The sequence below is a fragment of the Verminephrobacter aporrectodeae subsp. tuberculatae genome, assembly GCF_026127385.1.
Classification (GTDB): Bacteria; Pseudomonadota; Gammaproteobacteria; order Burkholderiales; family Burkholderiaceae_C; genus Acidovorax; species Acidovorax aporrectodeae.
In genome coordinates, this window is sequence record NZ_QZCX01000001.1 from 637,661 (window position 1) to 655,583 (window position 17,923).

The following is a 17,923-nucleotide window of genomic DNA, read 5'->3' on the forward strand; positions in this document are numbered from 1 at the left end:
ACACCCCGGACGTGTACCGGCACTCAGTTGTAGATGTCGGCGTTCTCGCCCTCGCCGCCGGGCTTGCCGTCGGCTCCCAGCGAGAAGATGTCCGGCCCGCCGTTGCGTCCGGCGCTCTTGTAGAGGTACGCGGCGCCCCAGGGGTCGGCGGGCAGGCCCTTGCGCAGGTAGGGGCCGTTCCAGCCCGCAGCCGTCGCGGGCCGATCGACCAGGGCGCGCAGGCCCTCGGCGTCGCTGGGGTAGCGCCCGACGTCGAGCTTGAACAGGTCCACGCCCTGTTCGATTTCGGCAATCTGTACGCGCGCCGTCTTCGACTTGGCGCCGCCCAGCTGATCGAGCACCTTGGGCCCCACCAGCCCCGCGAGCAGCGTCAGGATCACCAGCACGACCAGCAGCTCGATCAGCGTAAAACCCCGAAAGCGGCGCGCGCGCAGGCCTGCGTCGGGGTGGGTTCTTGTTGTATTCATGGAAGATTTTTTTCAAATGGATTGCGCGCAAATCCTGCTCTTGATCGGCAGGATGGCGCGCGTGGCCGGAGTTCATGGGGCACCGGTCAGGATGGCTGTGATGATAAACGCAAGACAGTTCCGCAGAGCGAGGAACGCGATTGCCGGCAAGTTCAAAGCGTGTCGTTGATCGACAGGACACCGCCGAGGATGGCGATGATGATGAACGCCACCAGCGCCCCGAGCACGATGATGATGAGCGGCTCCATGGCCGCCAGAACCCGCGCCATGCTGCGCCGCCCTTCGTCCTCGTAGCGGTCCGCGAGCCCGAGCAAGGTGCTGTCGAGCTGGCCCGTTTCTTCGGCGACGCGAATCAGCTGCGGGGTGCTCGACTTTCCGAGATGGGGCGAGGTGATGCCGCTGGAGAGCCGCTTGCCGGCTTTCACGGTATCCACCAGCGGCGCCATGTCCTTGCGCAGCACGGCGTTCGTCAGCGTGTCCAGGGCGATGCGCAGGGCATCGACCAGCGGCACCCCGCGCTGCAAAAGAATGCCCAGGGTGCGGAAATAGGTGGCGAACTGCAGATTGCGCATGACCCGGCCGAACAGCGGCAGGCCGAGCAGCAGCTGATCGAGCCGCAGGCGCCCCGGCGGGGTGGCCGCCCAGCGCGAGCCGAGCAGCAGGAGCGTCGCCAGGCCGAGCAGCAGCGCCATCCAGTGCGCGCGCACCAGGTCGCTCAGGTCAACCACCAGCCGGGTCGAATACGGCAGGGCGTCGCCCATGGAGTCGAAGATCTCGCGGAACTGGGGAACGACGAAGGCGAGCAGCAGCAGCACCGAGAGCACGGCCACGATCAGCAGGATGAGCGGGTAGGTCAGGGTCGAGATGATGTAATTGCGCAGCTTGTCCTGCGCCTCCAACTGCTCCGTGAGCTCCTTGAGCACCGCAGGCAGCGCGCCGGAGGCTTCTGCGGCGCGGATCAGCACCAGGTACTGGCGCCCCAGGTCGCGCTCGAAAGGCAGCAGCGACTGGTACAGCGACTTGCCGCCGCGCACGCCTTCCTCCACCTTGGCGAGGAAGGCCCGCAGCCGCTGCGTATCGGCCGTTTCCCGGAGCATCGCCAGCGCCTTGTCGAGCGGCATGTTGGCGCGCTTGAGGTGCGCCATTTCGCGGCTGAAGAGCAGGACCTCGGCGCGCTTGAGCCGGGCGCCGCGGCGCTGCGGCGCGGCGCTGGAGGGCTCGCCCGCCGCGGCGCTGATGTGCACCGGCGTCACGCCCTGGCCGATGAGCCGCAGCCTCGCGGTCTGCGCGTCCGGCGCGCGCACGCTCCCCTGGCAGGGCTTGCCGTCGGCAGTGAGCCCGGCGTATTGGAAGTCAATCATTTTGTCGCGCCACGCGCAGGACTTCCTCTGCGCTCGTCAAGCCCTGAAAGACCTTGTTCGCGCCGTCTTGCAACAGGTTTCCCCCGGCGTATGCGCCCTGCGCGCTGCCGAGCGTGGCGCCCTTCTGGAGCACCGTTTGCTTCACCTCGTCGGTGAGCACGAGCAGTTCATGGATCGCCACCCGCCCCCGGTAGCCCGTTTCGCGGCAGGCGGAGCAGCCCACCGGGTGGTACAGCGTCTGCCCCGCGGGCGCGGGCACGCCGAGCGACGCGGCCGCGGCCTGCGCCTGATCCGGCGGGAGCGGCGCCCGGCACTGCGCGCAGAGTCTGCGCACCAGCCGCTGCGCGAGCACGCCGATGAGGCAGGCCGTGATCAGGTACGGCTCCACGCCCATGTTGATGAGCCGCACGATGGCTCCCAGGGCGCTGTTGGTGTGCAGCGTGGAGAGCACCAGATGGCCCGTGAGCGCGGCCTGCACGGCGATTTCGGCGGTCTCGCCGTCGCGCATTTCGCCGATCATGATGACGTCCGGGTCCTGGCGCAGAAAGGAGCGCAGCACCTTGGCAAAGGTCAATCCGATCTGCGGCTGGACCTGCACCTGGTTGAGCCATTGCAGCCGGTACTCGACCGGGTCTTCCACCGTGAGCATCTTCAGGTTCGCGCCGTCGAGCTCCTGGAGCGCGGCGTACAGGGTGGTGGATTTTCCCGAACCCGTGGGGCCGGTCACCAGAAAGACGCCGTGCGGAACGCCGAGCAGCCGGCGCATGGCCAGGAGCGTGGGCGGGGTGAAATGCAGGCGGTCGAGCGTGAGCAGGTCGAGGTTTTTTTCCAGCAGCCGCATGACCACCGACTCGCCGAACATGGTGGGGATGGTGGACACGCGCGCGTCCATTTCCTTGCCGTGCACGCGCAGCTTGGTGCGCCCGTCCTGGGGCATGCGGCGTTCCGCGATGTCCAGCCGGGAGAGGATTTTGATGCGCGAGACGACGGCCGGCGCGTCCTGGTTGTCGATCTCGTCGATGGGCAGCAGCTCGCCATCGACGCGAATGCGCACCACCGACTTTTCCTCGTAGGTCTCGATGTGGATGTCCGAGGCCTGCGCCGCCACCGCCTGCGCCAGGATCTGGCTCACGCGCTGGATGATCGGCGCCTCGGAGGCCATGTCGCGCAGATGCTCGATGAACTCCGAGGCCTCGAGGCGGTCGCCGCCGCCGTCCTCGGGCGGCGCGGCGTCGCGCAGGTACCACTCGTTGAGCTGGCCGGATATTTCGGACTCCAGCCCGAAGAAGAGCTGCGGAACCTCGCCGAACACCAGGCGCAGGGCCTCGCGCAGCTGGGCGTTGCCCGGCTCCACCGAGGCAAAGGCCGGGATGGCCTGCGCGCCGTCCGCGTCGCCGAGCGGCAGCAGGTTGTTCGCCAACAGAAAGCTGGTGTTCAAGCGGGTGGTTTGCGGCGGGTCCTTGGGAAAGGCGTCGCTGCGCACCAGCGGCAGCCCGGCCTGGCGCGCGAGCGCGGAATAGACGTCGCCTTCGGAGACCAGCCCCAGGCTGATCAGCAGGCGGCCCAGGCGCCCACCCACGGAGCGCTGGACCTCGAGCGCACGCTCCAGGTCGTTGCGCGAGAGCTTCTGCTCGGCCAGGAGCATTTCCCCGAGCCGGGGCGCGGCGCTGGCAGGGCCCTGCCTGTCCAGCATTTCCAATGGGGAGTTCATTGCCTGCGCCTTTGCTTGCATGAGCGGACGATTTGAATCATTTGAACCACGGCAGGCAGCGGCCCGGGCGGTCGGCCTGCGGGCCGCCGCAGCCATTTCCGCCGCCCGCGGCTCTTGCCGGCGCTCTTGCCGGCAGGGGCCTGCCACACCGCGCGGGGTATTCTGACATGCAGCCTGCGGGCATCTGGCGGCGCATCAGAGCACGGCCTCGGCGAGCCAGCACCCGGCCCGGTCCTTCGCCGAAAGCCGGATCTCCCCCTCCAGCGCGGGCCAGGCGATGGCCAGCCGGGGATCGTCCCAGCGGATGCAGCGCTCGTGCTCCGGGCTGTAGTAGTCGGTGGTCTTGTAGACGAAGTCGGCCGACCCGGAGAGCACCAGGAAGCCATGCGCCAGACCCGGCGGAATCCAGAGCTGCCGGTGGTTCTCCTGCGTGAGCAGCGCGCCCACCCATGCGCCGAAGGTCGGCGAGTCCCGGCGGATGTCTGCCGCCACGTCGAACACGGCGCCCTGCACCACCCGCACCAGCTTGCCCTGCGCCCGGGGCGGCAGCTGGTAGTGCAGGCCGCGCAGAACGCCCTGGCTGCTGCGGCTGTGGTTGTCCTGCACGAACACGCAGTCGCTTCCCGTGGCCGCGTGGAAGGCGCGCTGGTTGAAGCTTTCGTAGAAGAAGCCGCGGCTGTCGCCGAACACCTCGGGTTCGATCAGCACGACGTCGGGGATGGATTGCCGGATGCTGCGCATGGCGGATCGGGGCCGGGGCCTCAATGGACCTTGTCGCCCAGCAGGCGCAGCAGGTATTGGCCGTAGCCGTTCTTCGCCAGCGGCTGCGCCAGGCGCTCGAGCTGCGCGCTGTCGATCCAGCGGCTGCGCCAGGCAATTTCTTCCGGGCAGGCGATCTTCAGCCCCTGGCGGCGCTCGAGCGTGGCGATGAACTGGCTGGCTTCCAGCAGGCTGTCGTGCGTTCCGGTGTCGAGCCAGGCGTAACCGCGCCCCATGATCTCGACGTGCAGCCGCTCCTGCTCCAGGTACAGCCGGTTCAGGTCGGTGATTTCGAGCTCCCCGCGCGGCGATGGCCTGAGCCCCCTGGCCAGCCCGACCACCTGGTCGTCGTAGAAGTACAGGCCGGTGACGGCGTAATTGCTTTGCGGCGCTGCGGGCTTTTCTTCGAGCGCCAGCACCTTGCCGCGCGCATCGAACTGCGCGACCCCGTAGCGCTGCGGGTCCTGCACGTGGTAGGCGAATACGCTCGCGCCCTCGCTGCGCGCGTGCGCGTTGCCGAGCAGTTCATGAAAGTCGTGGCCGTAGAAAATGTTGTCGCCCAGGACCAGCGCGCTGGGAGCACCGGCGAGAAACGCCGCGCCGATCAGGAACGCCTGCGCCAGGCCGTCCGGGCTGGGCTGCACCGCGTAGTGCAGGTTCAGACCCCAGCGGCTGCCGTCGCCGAGCAGCTGCGCGAAGCGCGGCGTGTCCTGCGGCGTGCTGATGACGAGTATTTCGCGGACGCCGGCGAGCATCAGGGTGCTCAGCGGGTAGTAGATCATGGGCTTGTCGTACACCGGCAGCAGCTGCTTGCTCACGGCCAGGGTCGCCGGGTGCAGCCGGGTGCCCGAGCCTCCGGCGAGGATGATGCCCTTGCGTTGCTTCATGGTCCGGCTCCGGTGGCGTTCAGAGGATTTCCGCGAGCATGCGCGCCACGCCCTGCTGCCAGGGTGGCAGGCTCAGGCCGAAGCGGGTTTGCAGCGCGTGCGTGTTCAGGCGCGAGTTGTGCGGCCGCGCGGCCGGCGTCGGGAACGCATGGCTGGGCACCGCAGCGACCTCGGTGGCGCGGATTTCCAGCGCCGGCTGCGCCAGCCGGGCCTGCTCCAGCACGTATTTCGCGTACCCGTTCCAGCTGGTCTCGCCGGCCGCGGCGCAGTGGTACAGGCCCGCATCCTGCGGGCGCTGCAGAAGCTGGCGCAGCGCGTGCGCGGTGACGTCGGCGAGCAGGTCGGCGCCGGTCGGGGCGCCCCACTGGTCGTCGACGACCTCCAGGCGCTCGCGCTCGCGCGCCAGCCGCAGCATGGTCCTGGCGAAGTTGCCGCCGCGCGCGGCGTAGACCCAGCTCGTGCGCAGGATCAGGTGCCGGGCGCCGGACTGCGCAATCAGCTGCTCGCCTTCGAGCTTGCTGCGCCCGTAGACGCTCAGGGGCGCCGGGGCGTCGGTCTCGACCCAGGGCCGGGTGCCGCTGCCGTCAAACACATAGTCGCTGCTGTAGTGCACGAGCCAGGCGTCCAGCCGCGCAGCCTCTTGCGCAATGGCGCCGGGCGTGGTGGCGTTGACCGTGTGCGCGAGCCCGGGCTCGCTCTCCGCCCGATCGACCGCGGTGTACGCCGCCGCGTTCACGATCACGTCCGGGCGCAGCGCGCGCACCGCGGCGGCCACGCCCGCCGGGTCGGCGAAGTCGCCGCAATGCCCGGTGCTGCCCCGGTCCAGCGCCGTGACCTGGCCGAGCACCGACAGGCTGCGCTGCAGTTCCCAGCCGATCTGCCCCCCCTTGCCAAAGAGCAGGATGTTCATGCGCCGGCGTCCGCGGCTTGCCGCGCGGATGGGGCAGATTCGGCAGATTCGGCGGATTGGTACTGGGTCTGCACCCAGTCGCGGTACGCGCCGGTCTGCACGTTGGCGACCCAGTCGGCGTGCTCCAGGTACCACTGCACGGTCTTGCGGATTCCGCTGGCGAAGGTTTCCGCGGGTCTCCAGCCCAGCTCGCGCTCGATCTTGCGCGCGTCCACGGCGTAGCGTCTGTCGTGGCCGGGGCGGTCGCGCACGTGCGTGATCTGGCACGCGTAGCCCTGGCCGTCGGCGCGCGGGCGCAGTTCGTCGAGCAGCGCGCACACCGTGTGCACGATCTCGATGTTCGGCTTCTCGTTACCGCCGCCCACGTTGTAGGTCTGGCCGGGTTGGCCCGCGTCCAGTACGCGCCGGACGGCGCTGCAATGGTCCCGGACGTAGAGCCAGTCGCGCACCTGCAGGCCATCGCCGTACACCGGCAGGGGCCGGCCGGCGAGCGCGTTGACGATCGTCAAAGGGATGAGCTTTTCCGGAAAGTGGTAGGGCCCGTAGTTGTTGCTGCAATGCGTGGTGAGCACCGGCAAACCATAGGTGTGCTGCCAGGCGCGCACGAGGTGGTCGCTGGCCGCCTTGCTGGCGCTGTACGGGCTGTTGGGTTCGAAGCCGCGGGTCTCGCTGAACGCCGGCTCCGCGGGCGCCAGCGTGCCGTACACCTCGTCGGTGGAGACATGCAGGAAGCGGAACGCCGCGCGCGCGTGCGCAGGCAGCCGGCTCCAGTAGCCGCGCGCGGCCTCGAGCAGCCGGAAGCTGCCGACGATGTTCGTCTGGATGAAGTCTTGCGGGCCGTGGATGGACCGGTCCACGTGCGACTCCGCAGCGAAGTGGACCACGGCCCGGGGCTGATGCCCGGCGAACAGGCGCTCGAGCAGCGCCGCGTCGCAGATGTCGCCCTGTACGAAGACATGGCGCGCGTCCCCCCGAACGCTGTCCAGGTTGTGCAGATTCCCCGCGTAGCTGAGTTTGTCGAGGTTGACGACAGGTTCGCTGGACGCGGCAAGCCAGTCGAGAACGAAGTTGGCGCCGATGAAACCCGCGCCGCCGGTAACCAGAATCATAGGGAGAGCCGTGTGAAGTGCCTGGGCGAAGCGCGCCATTATTCCACCCCGCCCGCCCCCGCCATGTCTGCGCAATGGGGCAGCGCGCAGGGCGGCGCGGCCGGCTCTGCATTTTTCGGGCGCAGGGGCCTGTACCTCGGGCGCACTGCGGCGTACAGTGCGGCCATGCGGCCCACCCTGGCAAACCGCAAACTCGAACACCTGTCCAAACGGAGGCCCCATGGTCAAAAACCCGCAGAAACCCGGCACCGACAAGAAGGGCAAGGCCCTGCTGTCGGATACCGTCAAAGACTCCGCCCAACATATCTGGCTCGCCGGTCTGGGCGCCTTCTCGAAGGCGCAGGAGGAAGGCGGCAAGGTGTTCGACACCCTGGTCAAGGAAGGCCTGAGCATCCAGCGCAAGACCCAGGCCGCGGCCGAGGAAAAAATCTCCGCGGCCACGGGCCGCATGAGCAACATGGCGCAAAACCAGTGGGACAAGCTGGAGAACATCTTTGAAGCGCGCGTGGCCAAGGTCCTGTCCAGTCTGGACGTTCCTTCGGCGCACGACCTGCAGGCCCTGAGCGCGCGCGTGGACGCCCTGGAAAAGACCGCCACCAAACGCGTCGGCACCAAGCGCGTCACCGCCAAGAGGCCCCTGGTGCAGCGCGCGCAAGACGCGGAGTAGGGGCGGTTGGTCAGGGCCTGGCCTGCTGCGGCGGGCCCAGGCGGTGCGCGGCGATCTCCAGCAGGCCGTCGAAGATCAGGTTGTCCACCAGTTCAAACGGCCGGGTCATGCTCGGCGCCATCTTCCAGCCCGCGCCGCCGGTCATGAGGCAGGCCGGCTCGGCGCCGCAGTGCAGGCTGACGTGCTGCACCATGCGCTCCACGGCCCCGGCGATTGCGTAGGTGCCACCGCTGGTCAATGCATCGCTGGTATTCGTGGGAAAGCGGCGCACCTCGCCCGTGGGAACGTGCAGGCCCGCCGTTCCCGACTCCAGCGCGCGCAGCATGATTCCGTGGCCCGGCAGGATGAGCCCGCCCATGAAGCGGCCCTGTGCGTCCACGCACTCGACCGTGACCGCCGTTCCGACCATTGCGACCACCAGCGGCCGCGCCGGCCCCCGGGCCAGCACATGGTGGCGCGCACCGATCATCGCGACCCAGCGGTCCGGACCCAGGCGCGACGGATGGTCGTAGCCATTCACGAGCCCCGCCTCCTGCGCCGAAGAGACCACCCAGGAGGGCGTCAGGTCCCAGATTTCCAGCTGCTCGTGCACGCGGCGCCGGACGGCGTCGCCGGCGACCACGCAGCCGAGCATGTGCTGCGGCTGCGGCAGCTGCGCCCACCGGCCTTCGGCGAGCCGATCGATGTGGTCCAGAAACTCGGCGCCCTGCGCGAGCAGCGTCGCCCCGGGGCGGGGCGCGTCGTACAGCGCCCATTTGAGGCGGGTGTTGCCGACGTCGATGGCCAGAAAAGTCATGCGCCGGATTATCCCGGGTTCGACCCGCCGCTCAGCCCTGGCGCCAGGGCAGGCCATGGAAGCGCCAGCCGCCCCGTTTGCCGCGCTGGCCCTGCGCGTCGGCGTCGCCCTCGAAGCCTTCCAGGATGTTGTACGCGGTGATTCCCAGCTCGGTGGCGCGGCGCGCGGCGGCGATGGAGCGCACGCCGCTGCGGCACAGCAGCACGGCCCGACCTCCTGCGGGGACGGCGGCGCGCATCCGGGCGTCGAAATCCGCGTTCAGCGCCATGGCAGGCCACTGCTTCCAGGCCACGGGAACCGCGCCAGGCACCTGCCCGACCCATTCGCGCTCGGCGTCGCTGCGCACGTCCACGAGCACCGCCTGGCCCGCCTGCACCCACTGCCAGGCAAGCTGCGGCGTGACGTCGCCGGCGTAGCCCTCGGCGGGGCGCGGGGTGGCGGGGGCTGATGGGGCGTGGGGGGGTGTCGTCATATGCCTTCCTCCTTGGGGATCAGTCCCACGGCGGCGCGGGCGCGTCGCGCAGGTGTTTGCGCAGCTGGGCGTAGTCGGGCAGCACGCTGGCCACCGTATCCCAGAAGCGCGGGCTGTGGTCCATCACGCGCAGGTGCGCGAGTTCGTGCGCGACCACGTAGTCGATGATCGCCGGGCGGTAATGCAGCAGGCGCCAGTTCAGGCGGATGCTGCCGTCGGCCCTGGCGCTGCCCCAGCGGGTCTGCGCGCTGGACAGGCGCAGGCTGGTCCAGCGCACGCCCAGCAGCGGCGCAAAGTGGTCCAGCCGGGCGCTGAAGTGGCGGCGCGCGGCGCGCATCAGCCAAGCCTGCACGGCGTCGCGGATTTGCGCCGCGCTGGCGCCGTGGGGCAGTCCGATGTGCAGGCAGGGCCCGGCGCCATCGCCTGCGGCGCACGCAAGCAGCGCCCCGCCCTTTTCGGAAAAGCCGTGGCCCGGGTCGAGTACCAGCTTCAGCGGGTCGCCCAGGTACTGCAGCGCGGCCCCGTCGGTCCAGACGATGCGCTCGCCCTCCAGGCGCCGCTGGCGCTCGCGCGCCTGCGTCAGCTTGCGCAGGATCCAGTCGGACTTCGCGCGCAGCGCCGCGTCCACCGCGCCCAGGCTGACCCAGGTCGGCGCGCGCACCGAGAGGCCGTCGGCCCCCACGATGAGGCCGATGCTGCGGCGCCGCGCGCGCTGCAGCGCGTAGGCCACCACGGCGTCGCCGAGCAGCAGTTCGCCGTTCGCCCGGGGGTGGCGGAATTCGGCGGGGGACAGCAGCGACGGCAGGGGGACGGCCGGCGGCGGCGCGGGTCTTGCCGTTGCCGGCGGCGGTTCTTCGCGCCCGGCGTCGGCGGCGCCGGGCGGAGGGTCGAACAGGTCGAGCGCCAGTTGCACGAAGCGCTGCATCATGGCGAGCTCACTCGTGTCCTGCCCCGCAAATATCAGCACATGAAACTGCGCCTTTCACGCCATGGCGGCGTTGCAAATCCTCGCGATACCTAAGGGTATCGCTGCGGTTTGCGCCTTGCCATGGCGCGAAATGCATCCGTTTCATTTTGTGCTGCTATTTACGGGGCAGAACACTAGTCCGGTGGCGTCGGCGCGCTGGCCGGTGGTGGGTAGGCGTCGGGGTCGAGGCGGCGCATTTCGGCTTCGATCCAGTCCTGCGCCGCGCGCATCAGCTCGTCGGGCTTGCGGCCCGCGCTGGCAATCGGCGGGCCGATCGACACATCGACCACGCCGGGGCGCTTGACGAAGGCCTTGCGCGGCCAGACCCGGGCGGAGGTCACGGCGATGGGAATGACGGGTACGCCGGCGTCGATCGCCAGGCGCGCGCCGCCGCTCTTGTAGCTGCCCTGCTGGCCGCGTTCGGTGCGCGTGCCTTCGGGGAACATGATGACCCAGACGCCCCGGGCAAGCAGTTCCCGGCCGCGTTGCAGCACCTTGGTGAAGGCGCGCATGCGCCGGTCGCGGTCGATGTGGATCATGTCCAGCCGGCCGATGGCCCAGCCGAAGAACGGCACGCGCAGCAGCTCCTTCTTGAACACGTAGGCCAGGGGGCGCGGCATGATCGTGGGCATCAGAAAGGTCTCGTAGACGGACTGGTGCTTGACGAGCAGCACGGCCCCCGCGTCCGCGCCCTGCGGCAGGTTTTCCAGGCCCGTCATCCGGGTGCGGATTCCCAGGAGCACGCGCGCGCCGCTGATGCACAGCGAGAGCCAGGCCGCAGCGATGCGGTAGCGCCACGCCGCGCGCAGCCCGAGCAGCGCGGCGAGCAGGATGGCCAGCGCGTAGGGCACCACGGTGATGCCCATCCAGAGCAGGTGGATGACGGAGCGCAGGAGGGCGGCCATCTGGATCGTCTCTCGGGCCACGTGCCGCGGCATCAGGCGCGCGCCGGCTGCGTCCCGGCTGCGGGCGGGGGCGCGGCGGCCAGCAGCTGGTCCGCGAACCCGCCCAGGCTGGCGTACAGCAGCGTTCCCGGTGGCAGGTCCGCGGGCAGCGGCGCACCCGGATCGAGGTGCGCCGAGTGCCCCGTGCACACCAGATGCAGCTGCGCGCCCAGCGCGGCGCCGGCCTGCAGGTGCGCGGTGCAGCTGCCGACCACGCGCACCTCGTGCGGCTCCACGCCGTAGCGCTCGCAAATCTGTTCGAGCAGGCCCGGCGCAGGCTCGCGGCAGGCACAGCCCTCGTCGTCCGCGTGCGGGCAAAAGAACACCGCGTCGATGCGCCCGCCGAGCGCCGCCACCTGCCGGTGCATCTTGGCGTGGATGGCGTTGAGCGCCGCCACGTCCAGCAGGCCCCGGCCCAGCCCCGGCTGGTTGGTCGCAAGCACCACGTGCCAGCCCGCGTGGTTGAGCCGGGCAACGGCCTCGAGCGCGCCCGGGATGGCGCTCCACTCGTCGGCCGAGGTGATGTAGTCGTCCCCCAGCGGGTTGAGGGTTCCGTCGCGGTCCAGGATGGCGAGTTTCATGGGGTCCTTGGGCTGCTGCACCGATCCGGCAGCGGGCTCATATTGCCAGGCGCGACAGGTCCGCCACGCGGTTCATCGCGCCGTGCAGGCTCTTGAGCAGCCCCTGGCGGTTGAGCCGCAGGTCCATCTGCTCGGCGTTGACCATCACATCGTCAAAGAACGCGTCCACCGGCGCGCGCAGCACGGCCAGGGTTTGCAGGCTGGCGGTGTAGTCGCCCGCGTCGAACTGCGCGTCGGCCTCGGGAACGAAGCGCTGCAGCGCGGCGTACAGGTCCTGCTCGGCCTTTTCCTGCAGCAGGTCGGGATTCACGTGGGCGTCCACGTCGCCCGCCTTCTTGAGGATGTTCGCCACGCGCTTGTTCGCCGCGGCCAGGGCCGGGCTCTCGGGCAGCGCGGCAAAGGCGCGCACGGCGGCGAGCTGCCTGGCGACCAGCGCCAGGCGCTGCGGGCGCAGCGCGAGCACGGCGTCGACCTCCTGCGCGCTGTAGCCCTGCTCGCGCAGGCTGCCGGCGAGGCGCTCGTAAATGAAGTCGGCGAGCGCGGCCGAGGGGTCGGTGATTTTGTCGCCGAACGCGGGCAGCGCGTCCGCCAGCAGGGCGTTCAGGTCCAGCGGCAGATCCTTCTCGACGAGCATGCGGATCACGCCCAGCGCATGGCGGCGCAGCGCGAACGGGTCGCGCTCGCCCGTGGGCAGCTTGCCGATGCCGAACATGCCGACCAGGGTTTCCAGCTTGTCGGCCAACGCCAGCACCACGCCCGGCAGGTTGCGCGGCAGGCTGTCGCCCGCAAAACGGGGCTTGTAGTGGTCCTCGATGGCGTCGGCAACCGCCCCATCGAGGCCGTCGTTGAGCGCGTAGTAGCGCCCCATGGTGCCTTGCAACTCGGGGAACTCGCCCACCATGTCGGTCACGAGGTCGGTCTTGGCCAGCAGCGCGGCCAAGTCGGCCTGCGCGGCCAGCGCCGCGTCGCCCAGTTGCCGGGCGATCGCCTGCACCAGGGCGCGCACGCGCTGCGTGCGTTCGCGCTGCGTTCCCAGCTGGTTGTGGTAGACCACCTTGTCCAGGCTTTCGACGCGCGAGGCCAGCGTCTTCCTGCGGTCCTGCTCGAAGAAGAACTTGGCGTCGGCCAGGCGCGGGCGCACCACGCGCTCGTTGCCGCCGGTCACCAGGCTGGCGTCCTGCGGGCAGATATTGCTCACCACCAGGAAGCGGTTGCTCAGCCTGCCTGCGGCGTCGAGCAGCGGGAAGTACTTCTGGTTCGCCTGCATCGTCAGGATCAGGCATTCCTGCGGCACTTCGAGAAACTGCGGCTCGAACGCGCACAGGAGCACGTTCGGGCGCTCGACCAGCGCCGTGACCTCGTCGAGCAGCGCATCGTCCGCGATGGCGCGCGCGCCGCCGCCCGCCTGCGCGGCGACGGCGGCCAGCTGGCGCGCGACCTCGGCCCGGCGCTCGGCAAAGCTGGCGATCACGGCGCCGTCCTTGCGCAGCGTGGCGGCGTAGCTGTCGGCGTCCGCCAGCACCACGGGCGTGACGGCGGCTTCGAAGCGGTGGCCCTGCGTGCTGCGGCCGGCGCGCAGGCCCAGCGCGGTCACGGGAACCACCGTGCTGCCGTGCAGCGCCACCAGGCCATGCGCGGGGCGCACGAACTGCACGCTGGTCCAGCCGGGCAGTTCGCAGTCGCGCGCCAGCTGGTAGCTCATCACCTTGGGGATGGGCAGCTTGGTGATGGCTTCATGGAGCGCCCTTTGCAGGCCCGCCTGCAGCGTCGCGCCGGCGACGATGCTGTCGTGGAACAGGGCCTCGGCCCTGCCGTCGGGTGCGCGCCCGAGCGCGGCCACGGCGGCGGCCGGGTCGGACAGGTCGGCGCCCAGCGCCTGCAGCTTCCTGAGCAGCGCCGGCGTGGCGTTGCCTTCGGCGTCCAGGCCCACGGCGACGGGCATCAGCTTTTGCCGCACGGCCCTGTCCGCGGCCTTGTCGGAGACGGCGCTCACGTGCGCCGCCAGGCGCCGCGGCGAGGCAAACGGCGTCACGGCGGACGCGGCGCTGGTCAGGCCCTGCGCCTCAAGCTGCGCGCCGAGCACGCTGGCAAACGCGTCGCCCAGCTGCCGCAGCGCCTTCGGGGGCAGCTCCTCCACCAGCAGTTCGACCAAAAGATTTTCGACTGTCATCGTTCAGGGGCTCCGGGTCTGCTGCTCAGGCGGCGGCCATGCGTTCCACCCAGGCACGCGGCGCCATGGGGAAACCCAGGCGCTCGCGGCTCGCGCAGTAGCTCTGCGCCACGGCGCGCGCCAGGTTGCGGATGCGGGCGATGAAGGCCGCGCGCTCGGTCACGCTGATGGCGCCGCGCGCGTCCAGCAGGTTGAAGCTGTGCGCGGCCTTGAGCACCTGCTCGTAAGCGGGCAGCGCGAGTTGCTGCTCGACGAGGTGCCGGGCCTGCCTTTCGTGCGCGTCGAATGCGGAAAACAGGAAGTCCGCGTCGCTGTGCGCGAAGTTGTACGCGGACTGCTCGACCTCGTTTTGCCGGTACACGTCGCCGTAGCTCAGCCGGGCACCGCCGGCGCCCTGCGTCCAGGTCAGGTCGTAGACGTTGTCCACGCCCTGCAGGTACATCGCCAGGCGCTCCAGGCCGTACGTGATCTCGCCCGTTGCAGGCTTGCAGTCGATTCCGCCGACCTGCTGAAAGTAGGTGAACTGCGTCACCTCCATGCCGTTGAGCCAGACCTCCCAGCCCAGGCCCCAGGCGCCCAGCGTGGGGTTCTCCCAGTCGTCTTCGACGAAGCGGACGTCGTTCCTCTTCAGGTCCAGGCCCAGCGCCTGCAGCGAGCCCAGGTACAGATCCAGAATGTCCGCCGGCGCGGGCTTGAGCACCACCTGGAACTGGTAGTAATGCTGCAGGCGGTTCGGGTTCTCGCCGTAGCGGCCGTCCTTGGGCCGGCGGCTGGGCTGCACGTAGGCAGCCTTCCAGGGCTCGGGGCCGATGGCGCGCAAAAAGGTCGCGGTGTGCGAGGTGCCCGCGCCCACCTCCATGTCATAGGGCTGCAACAGGGCGCAGCCCTGCGCGTCCCAGTAGGACTGCAACTTCAGGATGATTTGCTGGAAGGTCAACATGGCGTCTGCGACGCTGGCGGGCCAGGGCCGGGCGATTCAGGGGAGAGAGGAAAAGAGGCGCTGCAAGAAGGCGGACCTTGCGCGCCAAGCCGGCGATTCTACGGCGCTGCGGCCGGCCCCGGGCGCAAACTCAGCCCCGCACGCCAATGTGGATGTCCACCATGTCCGGACCTGCATGGGCCTCGAAGTCGGTGCCGAAGCGGCGTTGCACCTGGGGGTTGTCGTCGAAGTAGCGCCAGACCTCGTTCCAGGTCCCGATCACCGTCTGCGGCATGCTGCCCTGGCCCCTGAAGACCAGGTAGTCGCCCGCCTGGACCTCCACCTGCGCAGCGCCGGGCTCGCCCGCCGCGCCGTCGGACGGCACCAGAACGCCCACGGTGAGGTCAAAGGCGCCGTACTGATCGGATTCGTAGGCGCTGTAGACGCCGAAGATGCGCTCGTCGCCACCGGAAGGGCGCTGGCTGTAGAACCGCTTCCATAGACCGCCAATGCGCGCGGTCGCAGGATCCATCTCGTCGCAGTTGCGGGTACGCACAGCCATGCCGGCAACGCGAAAGGCCGGAATGTGGAGAGAAACAGGTGGCATGTCGGTCACTCACAAAAAGATGTTCATCCACCGTGCTGGTGGTGGGCAGCACGCTGCCGGCTGACAGCGTGCTGCCCGTAGCGTATCACCCGCGTTCGCGGCTGCGCTCCCCCCGGGCCAGAGGCCGCTGCAAGGTGGGCTCTGCGAAACCCTGCAGCGCCTCATCCAGCACCTCCACCCAATGCCTGACCGGCGTGCTGGTGCCGCTTTGCAGGTGCGTGATGCAACCGATGTTCGCCGACAGGATGGCGTCGGGCGCCTGGGCGCCAAAGGCCTGGCCCAGGGCGCCGAGTTTGCGCTCGCGCAGCTGCTGCGACAGCTGGGGTTGCAGCACCGAGTAGGTGCCTGCCGATCCGCAGCACAGCTGCGCCTCGCCGGGCGCCGGGCGCAGTTGGAAGCCCAGTTGCGCCAAGTGGGTCTCGACCCCGCCGCGCAGCTTTTGCCCATGTTGCAGCGTGCACGGCGGGTGGTAGGCGTAGCGTCCGTCCGGGGGCCGCACGCGGCCCGCGAGCCGGTCGGCCAACTCGGGCAGCAGTTCCGACAGGTCGCGCGCCAGGGCGCTGATGCGCTGCGCCTTGGCGGCGTACTGCGGGTCGTCCCTGAGGGTATGGCCGTACTCCTTGATGGTGAGGCCGCAGCCCGAGGCGTTGCTGACGATGGCCTCTGCGCGGCCGGACTCCAGCTGCGGCCACCAGGCGTCGATGTTCGTGCGCATCGCGGCCCGGGCGCCTTGCGCGTCGTCGAGATGGAGTTTCAGCGCGCCGCAGCAACCGGCCCGCGCGGCGACCATGGTCTGCATGCCTGCGGCGTCGAGCACCCGGGCGGTGGCGCTGTTGATATTCGGCAGCAGCGCGGGCTGCACGCAGCCGGCCAGCAGCAGCACCCGGCGCGCATGTTCGCGCGTGGGCCAGGTGCCGGCGTCTTGCGCTTTGGGCAGCTTGGCCTGGAGCGCTGCGGGCAGCAGTCCGCGCAGCCGCTGCCCGGCCCTGATCGCGGGCGCGAACAGGGGCGAGGGCAGGCCCTCCTTCAACACCCAGCGCAGCGCCCGCTCGCCCGGCGGGCGGGGCACTTTTTCGGCGACGATGGTGCGGCCTATGTCCAGCAGATGGCCGTATTGCACGCCGCTGGGGCAGGTGGTTTCGCAGTTGCGGCAGGTCAGGCAGCGGTCCAGGTGCAGCTGCGTCTTGCGGCTCGGGGCCTGGCCTTCGAGCACTTGTTTGATCAGGTAGATGCGCCCGCGCGGACCGTCGAGCTCGTCGCCGAGCAGCTGGTAGGTGGGGCAGGTGGCGGTGCAAAAACCGCAGTGCACGCATTGGCGCAGGATGGCTTCGGCCTGCAGGCCGTCGGCACGGGCGCGGTATTCGGGGGCGAGTCGGGTTTGCATGGGGCTGGCGAAGAATCCGGGACAGGAAATGGCACGCTACCAGCCCCGGGCCATGCGGCCGGGGTTGAAGACGCCGGCCGGGTCAAAGCTGCGCTTGAGCCGGGAGTGGATCTGCTCCAGCGCTTTCGACGGCAGGTCGAGCGCGCCGCTGGCGCCGGATTTGTCCGCGCTGGCTGCGATGAAGATGCCGGCGCTCCCGCCGGCGGCACGGGCCGCCTCGCGCAAGGCCGTGCCCGCGGACTCGGGGGCCTGCACCCAGCGCAGCGCGCCATGCCATTCCACCAGCGGCTGCGCGTGCGCCCCGGGCCAGGTCCTGGCCGGGGTCGTGGCGGGTACGGACAGGCGCCACAGCGCCAGCTCGGGGTGTGCGGCGCGGGCGCTGAACCAGGGCAGGGTCTGGTCGCGGCAGGCGGCCCAGTCGGCGGCGGCGCGGGACGGGTCGATGCGGGTGCCGCCCATGGCCCGGCATGCGGACTCGACGGCTGCCACGGCGCCACGCAGGCGCACGCACAGCTGGCCCGCACCTGCTGCGTCCGGCACCCAGCAGCTGGCGTTGAGCGCCAGCGCCTCGCCGCCCCAGGCATGCAGTTGACGCAACGCGTCGGCCTGGTTGCAGGCAAGGCGCAGCGTGGCCTCGCCGGGCGCGATCGGCAGCACCTTGAGGCTGAGCTCGGTGAGCAGGCCCAGCGTGCCCCAGGCGCCGACCATCAGGCGCGACACGTCGTACCCCGCGACGTTCTTCATCACCTGGCCGCCAAAGGTCAACAGCTCGGCGCGGCCATTGAGCAGCGTGGCACCCAGCAGGTAGTCGCGCACCGCCCCCACGCTGGCCCGGGAGGGGCCGGACAGGCCGGCCGCGACCATTCCGCCGACGGTCGCGCCATCCGTCGCGCTGTGCGCGAAATGCGGCGGCTCGAACGGCAGGCATTGCCCTTGTTCGGCCAGCGCGGCCTCGAGTTCGGCCAGCGGCGTGCCCGCGCGCACGCTGACCACCAACTCGCTGGGCGCGTAGCTGACGATGCCGCGCAGGGCCCGGGTGTCCAGCACCTGGCCCTGCAGCGCCAGGCCATGAAAGTCCTTGCTGCCCCCGCCGCGGATGCGCAGCGGGGCCCGGTCGGCGACTGCCGCACGCACCTGATCGACCATCGGGGCAAGAAAGGAATCCATGCCCGCATCGTAGCGGTAGCCGCGGGCCGCATGGGCCGTCTGTGC

The 17,923-nt window shown here is 70.2% G+C and carries 18 protein-coding genes; 1 reads left to right on the forward strand and 17 read right to left on the reverse strand.

Annotation, left to right across the window (positions count from 1 at the left end; genetic code table 11):
- Positions 1-23: 23 nt before the first annotated feature.
- The 7 genes from gspG to rfbB form a co-directional block, all read right to left on the reverse strand.
- Entirely contained in the window at positions 24-467 is a 444-nt protein-coding gene (gene gspG, locus D5041_RS02530) for a type II secretion system major pseudopilin GspG (protein ID WP_010104533.1), read from the reverse strand.
- A gap of 152 nt (positions 468-619) precedes the next feature.
- A complete protein-coding gene (locus D5041_RS02535; protein ID WP_265258425.1) occupies positions 620-1,828 on the reverse strand; it encodes a type II secretion system F family protein in 1,209 nt (402 codons plus the stop codon).
- Entirely contained in the window at positions 1,821-3,539 is a 1,719-nt protein-coding gene (locus D5041_RS02540; protein WP_265258424.1) for a GspE/PulE family protein, read from the reverse strand. Before D5041_RS02540 ends, D5041_RS02535 begins: the two co-directional genes overlap by 8 nt.
- 195 nt (positions 3,540-3,734) lie before the next feature.
- On the reverse strand, positions 3,735-4,280 hold the full coding sequence (gene rfbC, locus D5041_RS02545; protein WP_010104530.1) for a dTDP-4-dehydrorhamnose 3,5-epimerase: 546 nt from the start codon (positions 4,278-4,280) through the stop codon (positions 3,735-3,737).
- Positions 4,281-4,300: 20 nt separating this feature from the next.
- Positions 4,301-5,185: a glucose-1-phosphate thymidylyltransferase RfbA gene (rfbA, locus tag D5041_RS02550; protein WP_010104529.1), complete on the reverse strand. Its 885-nt coding sequence runs from the start codon at positions 5,183-5,185 to the stop codon at positions 4,301-4,303.
- A gap of 19 nt (positions 5,186-5,204) precedes the next feature.
- Positions 5,205-6,095, reverse strand: a complete 891-nt coding sequence (rfbD, locus tag D5041_RS02555; protein WP_010104528.1) for a dTDP-4-dehydrorhamnose reductase — start codon at positions 6,093-6,095, stop codon at positions 5,205-5,207.
- The gene (gene rfbB, locus D5041_RS02560; RefSeq protein WP_265283815.1) at positions 6,092-7,204 is read right to left on the reverse strand and encodes a dTDP-glucose 4,6-dehydratase; all 1,113 of its coding nucleotides are present in this window, start codon (positions 7,202-7,204) and stop codon (positions 6,092-6,094) included. The genes rfbD and rfbB overlap by 4 nt, the downstream gene beginning before the upstream one ends.
- Positions 7,205-7,424: 220 nt before the next feature.
- On the opposite strand from rfbB, the gene D5041_RS02565 reads away from it, so the two are divergent.
- Positions 7,425-7,871, forward strand: coding sequence for a phasin family protein (locus D5041_RS02565; protein ID WP_265283816.1), 447 nt, complete (start codon positions 7,425-7,427; stop codon positions 7,869-7,871).
- A 10-nt stretch (positions 7,872-7,881) separates the two neighbouring features.
- Here the strand turns inward: D5041_RS02565 and D5041_RS02570 are convergent, their stop codons facing one another.
- The 10 genes from D5041_RS02570 to glcE all read right to left on the reverse strand — a co-directional run bounded on the left by D5041_RS02570 (position 7,882) and on the right by glcE (position 17,878).
- Positions 7,882-8,667, reverse strand: a complete 786-nt coding sequence (locus D5041_RS02570) for a type III pantothenate kinase (RefSeq protein ID WP_265283817.1) — start codon at positions 8,665-8,667, stop codon at positions 7,882-7,884.
- 31 nt (positions 8,668-8,698) lie between these two features.
- Positions 8,699-9,139, reverse strand: a complete 441-nt coding sequence (locus D5041_RS02575) for a rhodanese-like domain-containing protein (RefSeq protein ID WP_265282188.1) — start codon at positions 9,137-9,139, stop codon at positions 8,699-8,701.
- A 19-nt stretch (positions 9,140-9,158) separates the two neighbouring features.
- Positions 9,159-10,064 carry a M48 family metallopeptidase gene (locus D5041_RS02580; protein ID WP_265284368.1) on the reverse strand — a complete coding sequence of 302 codons (906 nt, stop codon included), beginning with the start codon at positions 10,062-10,064 and terminating at the stop codon, positions 9,159-9,161.
- 176 nt (positions 10,065-10,240) lie between these two features.
- Entirely contained in the window at positions 10,241-11,011 is a 771-nt protein-coding gene (locus D5041_RS02585; RefSeq protein ID WP_010104522.1) for a lysophospholipid acyltransferase family protein, read from the reverse strand.
- Positions 11,012-11,043: 32 nt separating this feature from the next.
- Positions 11,044-11,631: a D-glycero-beta-D-manno-heptose 1,7-bisphosphate 7-phosphatase gene (gmhB, locus tag D5041_RS02590; protein WP_265283818.1), complete on the reverse strand. Its 588-nt coding sequence runs from the start codon at positions 11,629-11,631 to the stop codon at positions 11,044-11,046.
- 37 nt (positions 11,632-11,668) lie between these two features.
- Positions 11,669-13,801 carry a glycine--tRNA ligase subunit beta gene (gene glyS / locus D5041_RS02595; protein ID WP_265258416.1) on the reverse strand — a complete coding sequence of 711 codons (2,133 nt, stop codon included), beginning with the start codon at positions 13,799-13,801 and terminating at the stop codon, positions 11,669-11,671.
- A gap of 25 nt (positions 13,802-13,826) precedes the next feature.
- Positions 13,827-14,741 carry a glycine--tRNA ligase subunit alpha gene (glyQ, locus tag D5041_RS02600; protein ID WP_265282191.1) on the reverse strand — a complete coding sequence of 305 codons (915 nt, stop codon included), beginning with the start codon at positions 14,739-14,741 and terminating at the stop codon, positions 13,827-13,829.
- A 130-nt stretch (positions 14,742-14,871) separates the two neighbouring features.
- Complete coding sequence (locus tag D5041_RS02605) at positions 14,872-15,327, reverse strand: GyrI-like domain-containing protein (protein ID WP_265283819.1); 456 nt, start codon at positions 15,325-15,327, stop codon at positions 14,872-14,874.
- A gap of 85 nt (positions 15,328-15,412) precedes the next feature.
- Positions 15,413-16,711 (reverse strand): glycolate oxidase subunit GlcF, encoded by a 1,299-nt coding sequence (gene glcF, locus D5041_RS02610; protein ID WP_265283820.1) that lies wholly within the window; start codon positions 16,709-16,711, stop codon positions 15,413-15,415.
- 36 nt (positions 16,712-16,747) lie between these two features.
- Entirely contained in the window at positions 16,748-17,878 is a 1,131-nt protein-coding gene (glcE, locus tag D5041_RS02615) for a glycolate oxidase subunit GlcE (protein ID WP_265282647.1), read from the reverse strand.
- Between the last annotated feature and the right edge of the window lie 45 nt (positions 17,879-17,923).

Excerpts from the sequence above, each read along its gene's own strand:
- gspG (WP_010104533.1), bottom strand. The coding sequence starts at position 467 with ATGAATACAACAAGAACCCACCCCGACGCAGGCCTGCGCGCGCGCCGC.
- glyQ (WP_265282191.1), bottom strand. The coding sequence starts at position 14,741 with ATGTTGACCTTCCAGCAAATCATCCTGAAGTTGCAGTCCTACTGGGAC.
- rfbD (WP_010104528.1), bottom strand. The coding sequence starts at position 6,095 with ATGAACATCCTGCTCTTTGGCAAGGGGGGGCAGATCGGCTGGGAACTG.
- D5041_RS02570 (WP_265283817.1), bottom strand. The coding sequence starts at position 8,667 with ATGACTTTTCTGGCCATCGACGTCGGCAACACCCGCCTCAAATGGGCG.
- rfbB (WP_265283815.1), bottom strand. The coding sequence starts at position 7,204 with ATGATTCTGGTTACCGGCGGCGCGGGTTTCATCGGCGCCAACTTCGTT.
- rfbA (WP_010104529.1), bottom strand. The coding sequence starts at position 5,185 with ATGAAGCAACGCAAGGGCATCATCCTCGCCGGAGGCTCGGGCACCCGG.
- D5041_RS02605 (WP_265283819.1), bottom strand. The coding sequence starts at position 15,327 with ATGCCACCTGTTTCTCTCCACATTCCGGCCTTTCGCGTTGCCGGCATG.
- D5041_RS02580 (WP_265284368.1), bottom strand. The coding sequence starts at position 10,064 with ATGCAGCGCTTCGTGCAACTGGCGCTCGACCTGTTCGACCCTCCGCCC.
- glcE (WP_265282647.1), bottom strand. The coding sequence starts at position 17,878 with ATGGATTCCTTTCTTGCCCCGATGGTCGATCAGGTGCGTGCGGCAGTC.
- D5041_RS02535 (WP_265258425.1), bottom strand. The coding sequence starts at position 1,828 with ATGATTGACTTCCAATACGCCGGGCTCACTGCCGACGGCAAGCCCTGC.
- D5041_RS02540 (WP_265258424.1), bottom strand. The coding sequence starts at position 3,539 with ATGAACTCCCCATTGGAAATGCTGGACAGGCAGGGCCCTGCCAGCGCC.
- D5041_RS02575 (WP_265282188.1), bottom strand. The coding sequence starts at position 9,139 with ATGACGACACCCCCCCACGCCCCATCAGCCCCCGCCACCCCGCGCCCC.
- D5041_RS02565 (WP_265283816.1), top strand. The coding sequence starts at position 7,425 with ATGGTCAAAAACCCGCAGAAACCCGGCACCGACAAGAAGGGCAAGGCC.
- gmhB (WP_265283818.1), bottom strand. The coding sequence starts at position 11,631 with ATGAAACTCGCCATCCTGGACCGCGACGGAACCCTCAACCCGCTGGGG.
- D5041_RS02585 (WP_010104522.1), bottom strand. The coding sequence starts at position 11,011 with ATGGCCGCCCTCCTGCGCTCCGTCATCCACCTGCTCTGGATGGGCATC.
- glcF (WP_265283820.1), bottom strand. The coding sequence starts at position 16,711 with ATGCAAACCCGACTCGCCCCCGAATACCGCGCCCGTGCCGACGGCCTG.
- rfbC (WP_010104530.1), bottom strand. The coding sequence starts at position 4,280 with ATGCGCAGCATCCGGCAATCCATCCCCGACGTCGTGCTGATCGAACCC.
- glyS (WP_265258416.1), bottom strand. The coding sequence starts at position 13,801 with ATGACAGTCGAAAATCTTTTGGTCGAACTGCTGGTGGAGGAGCTGCCC.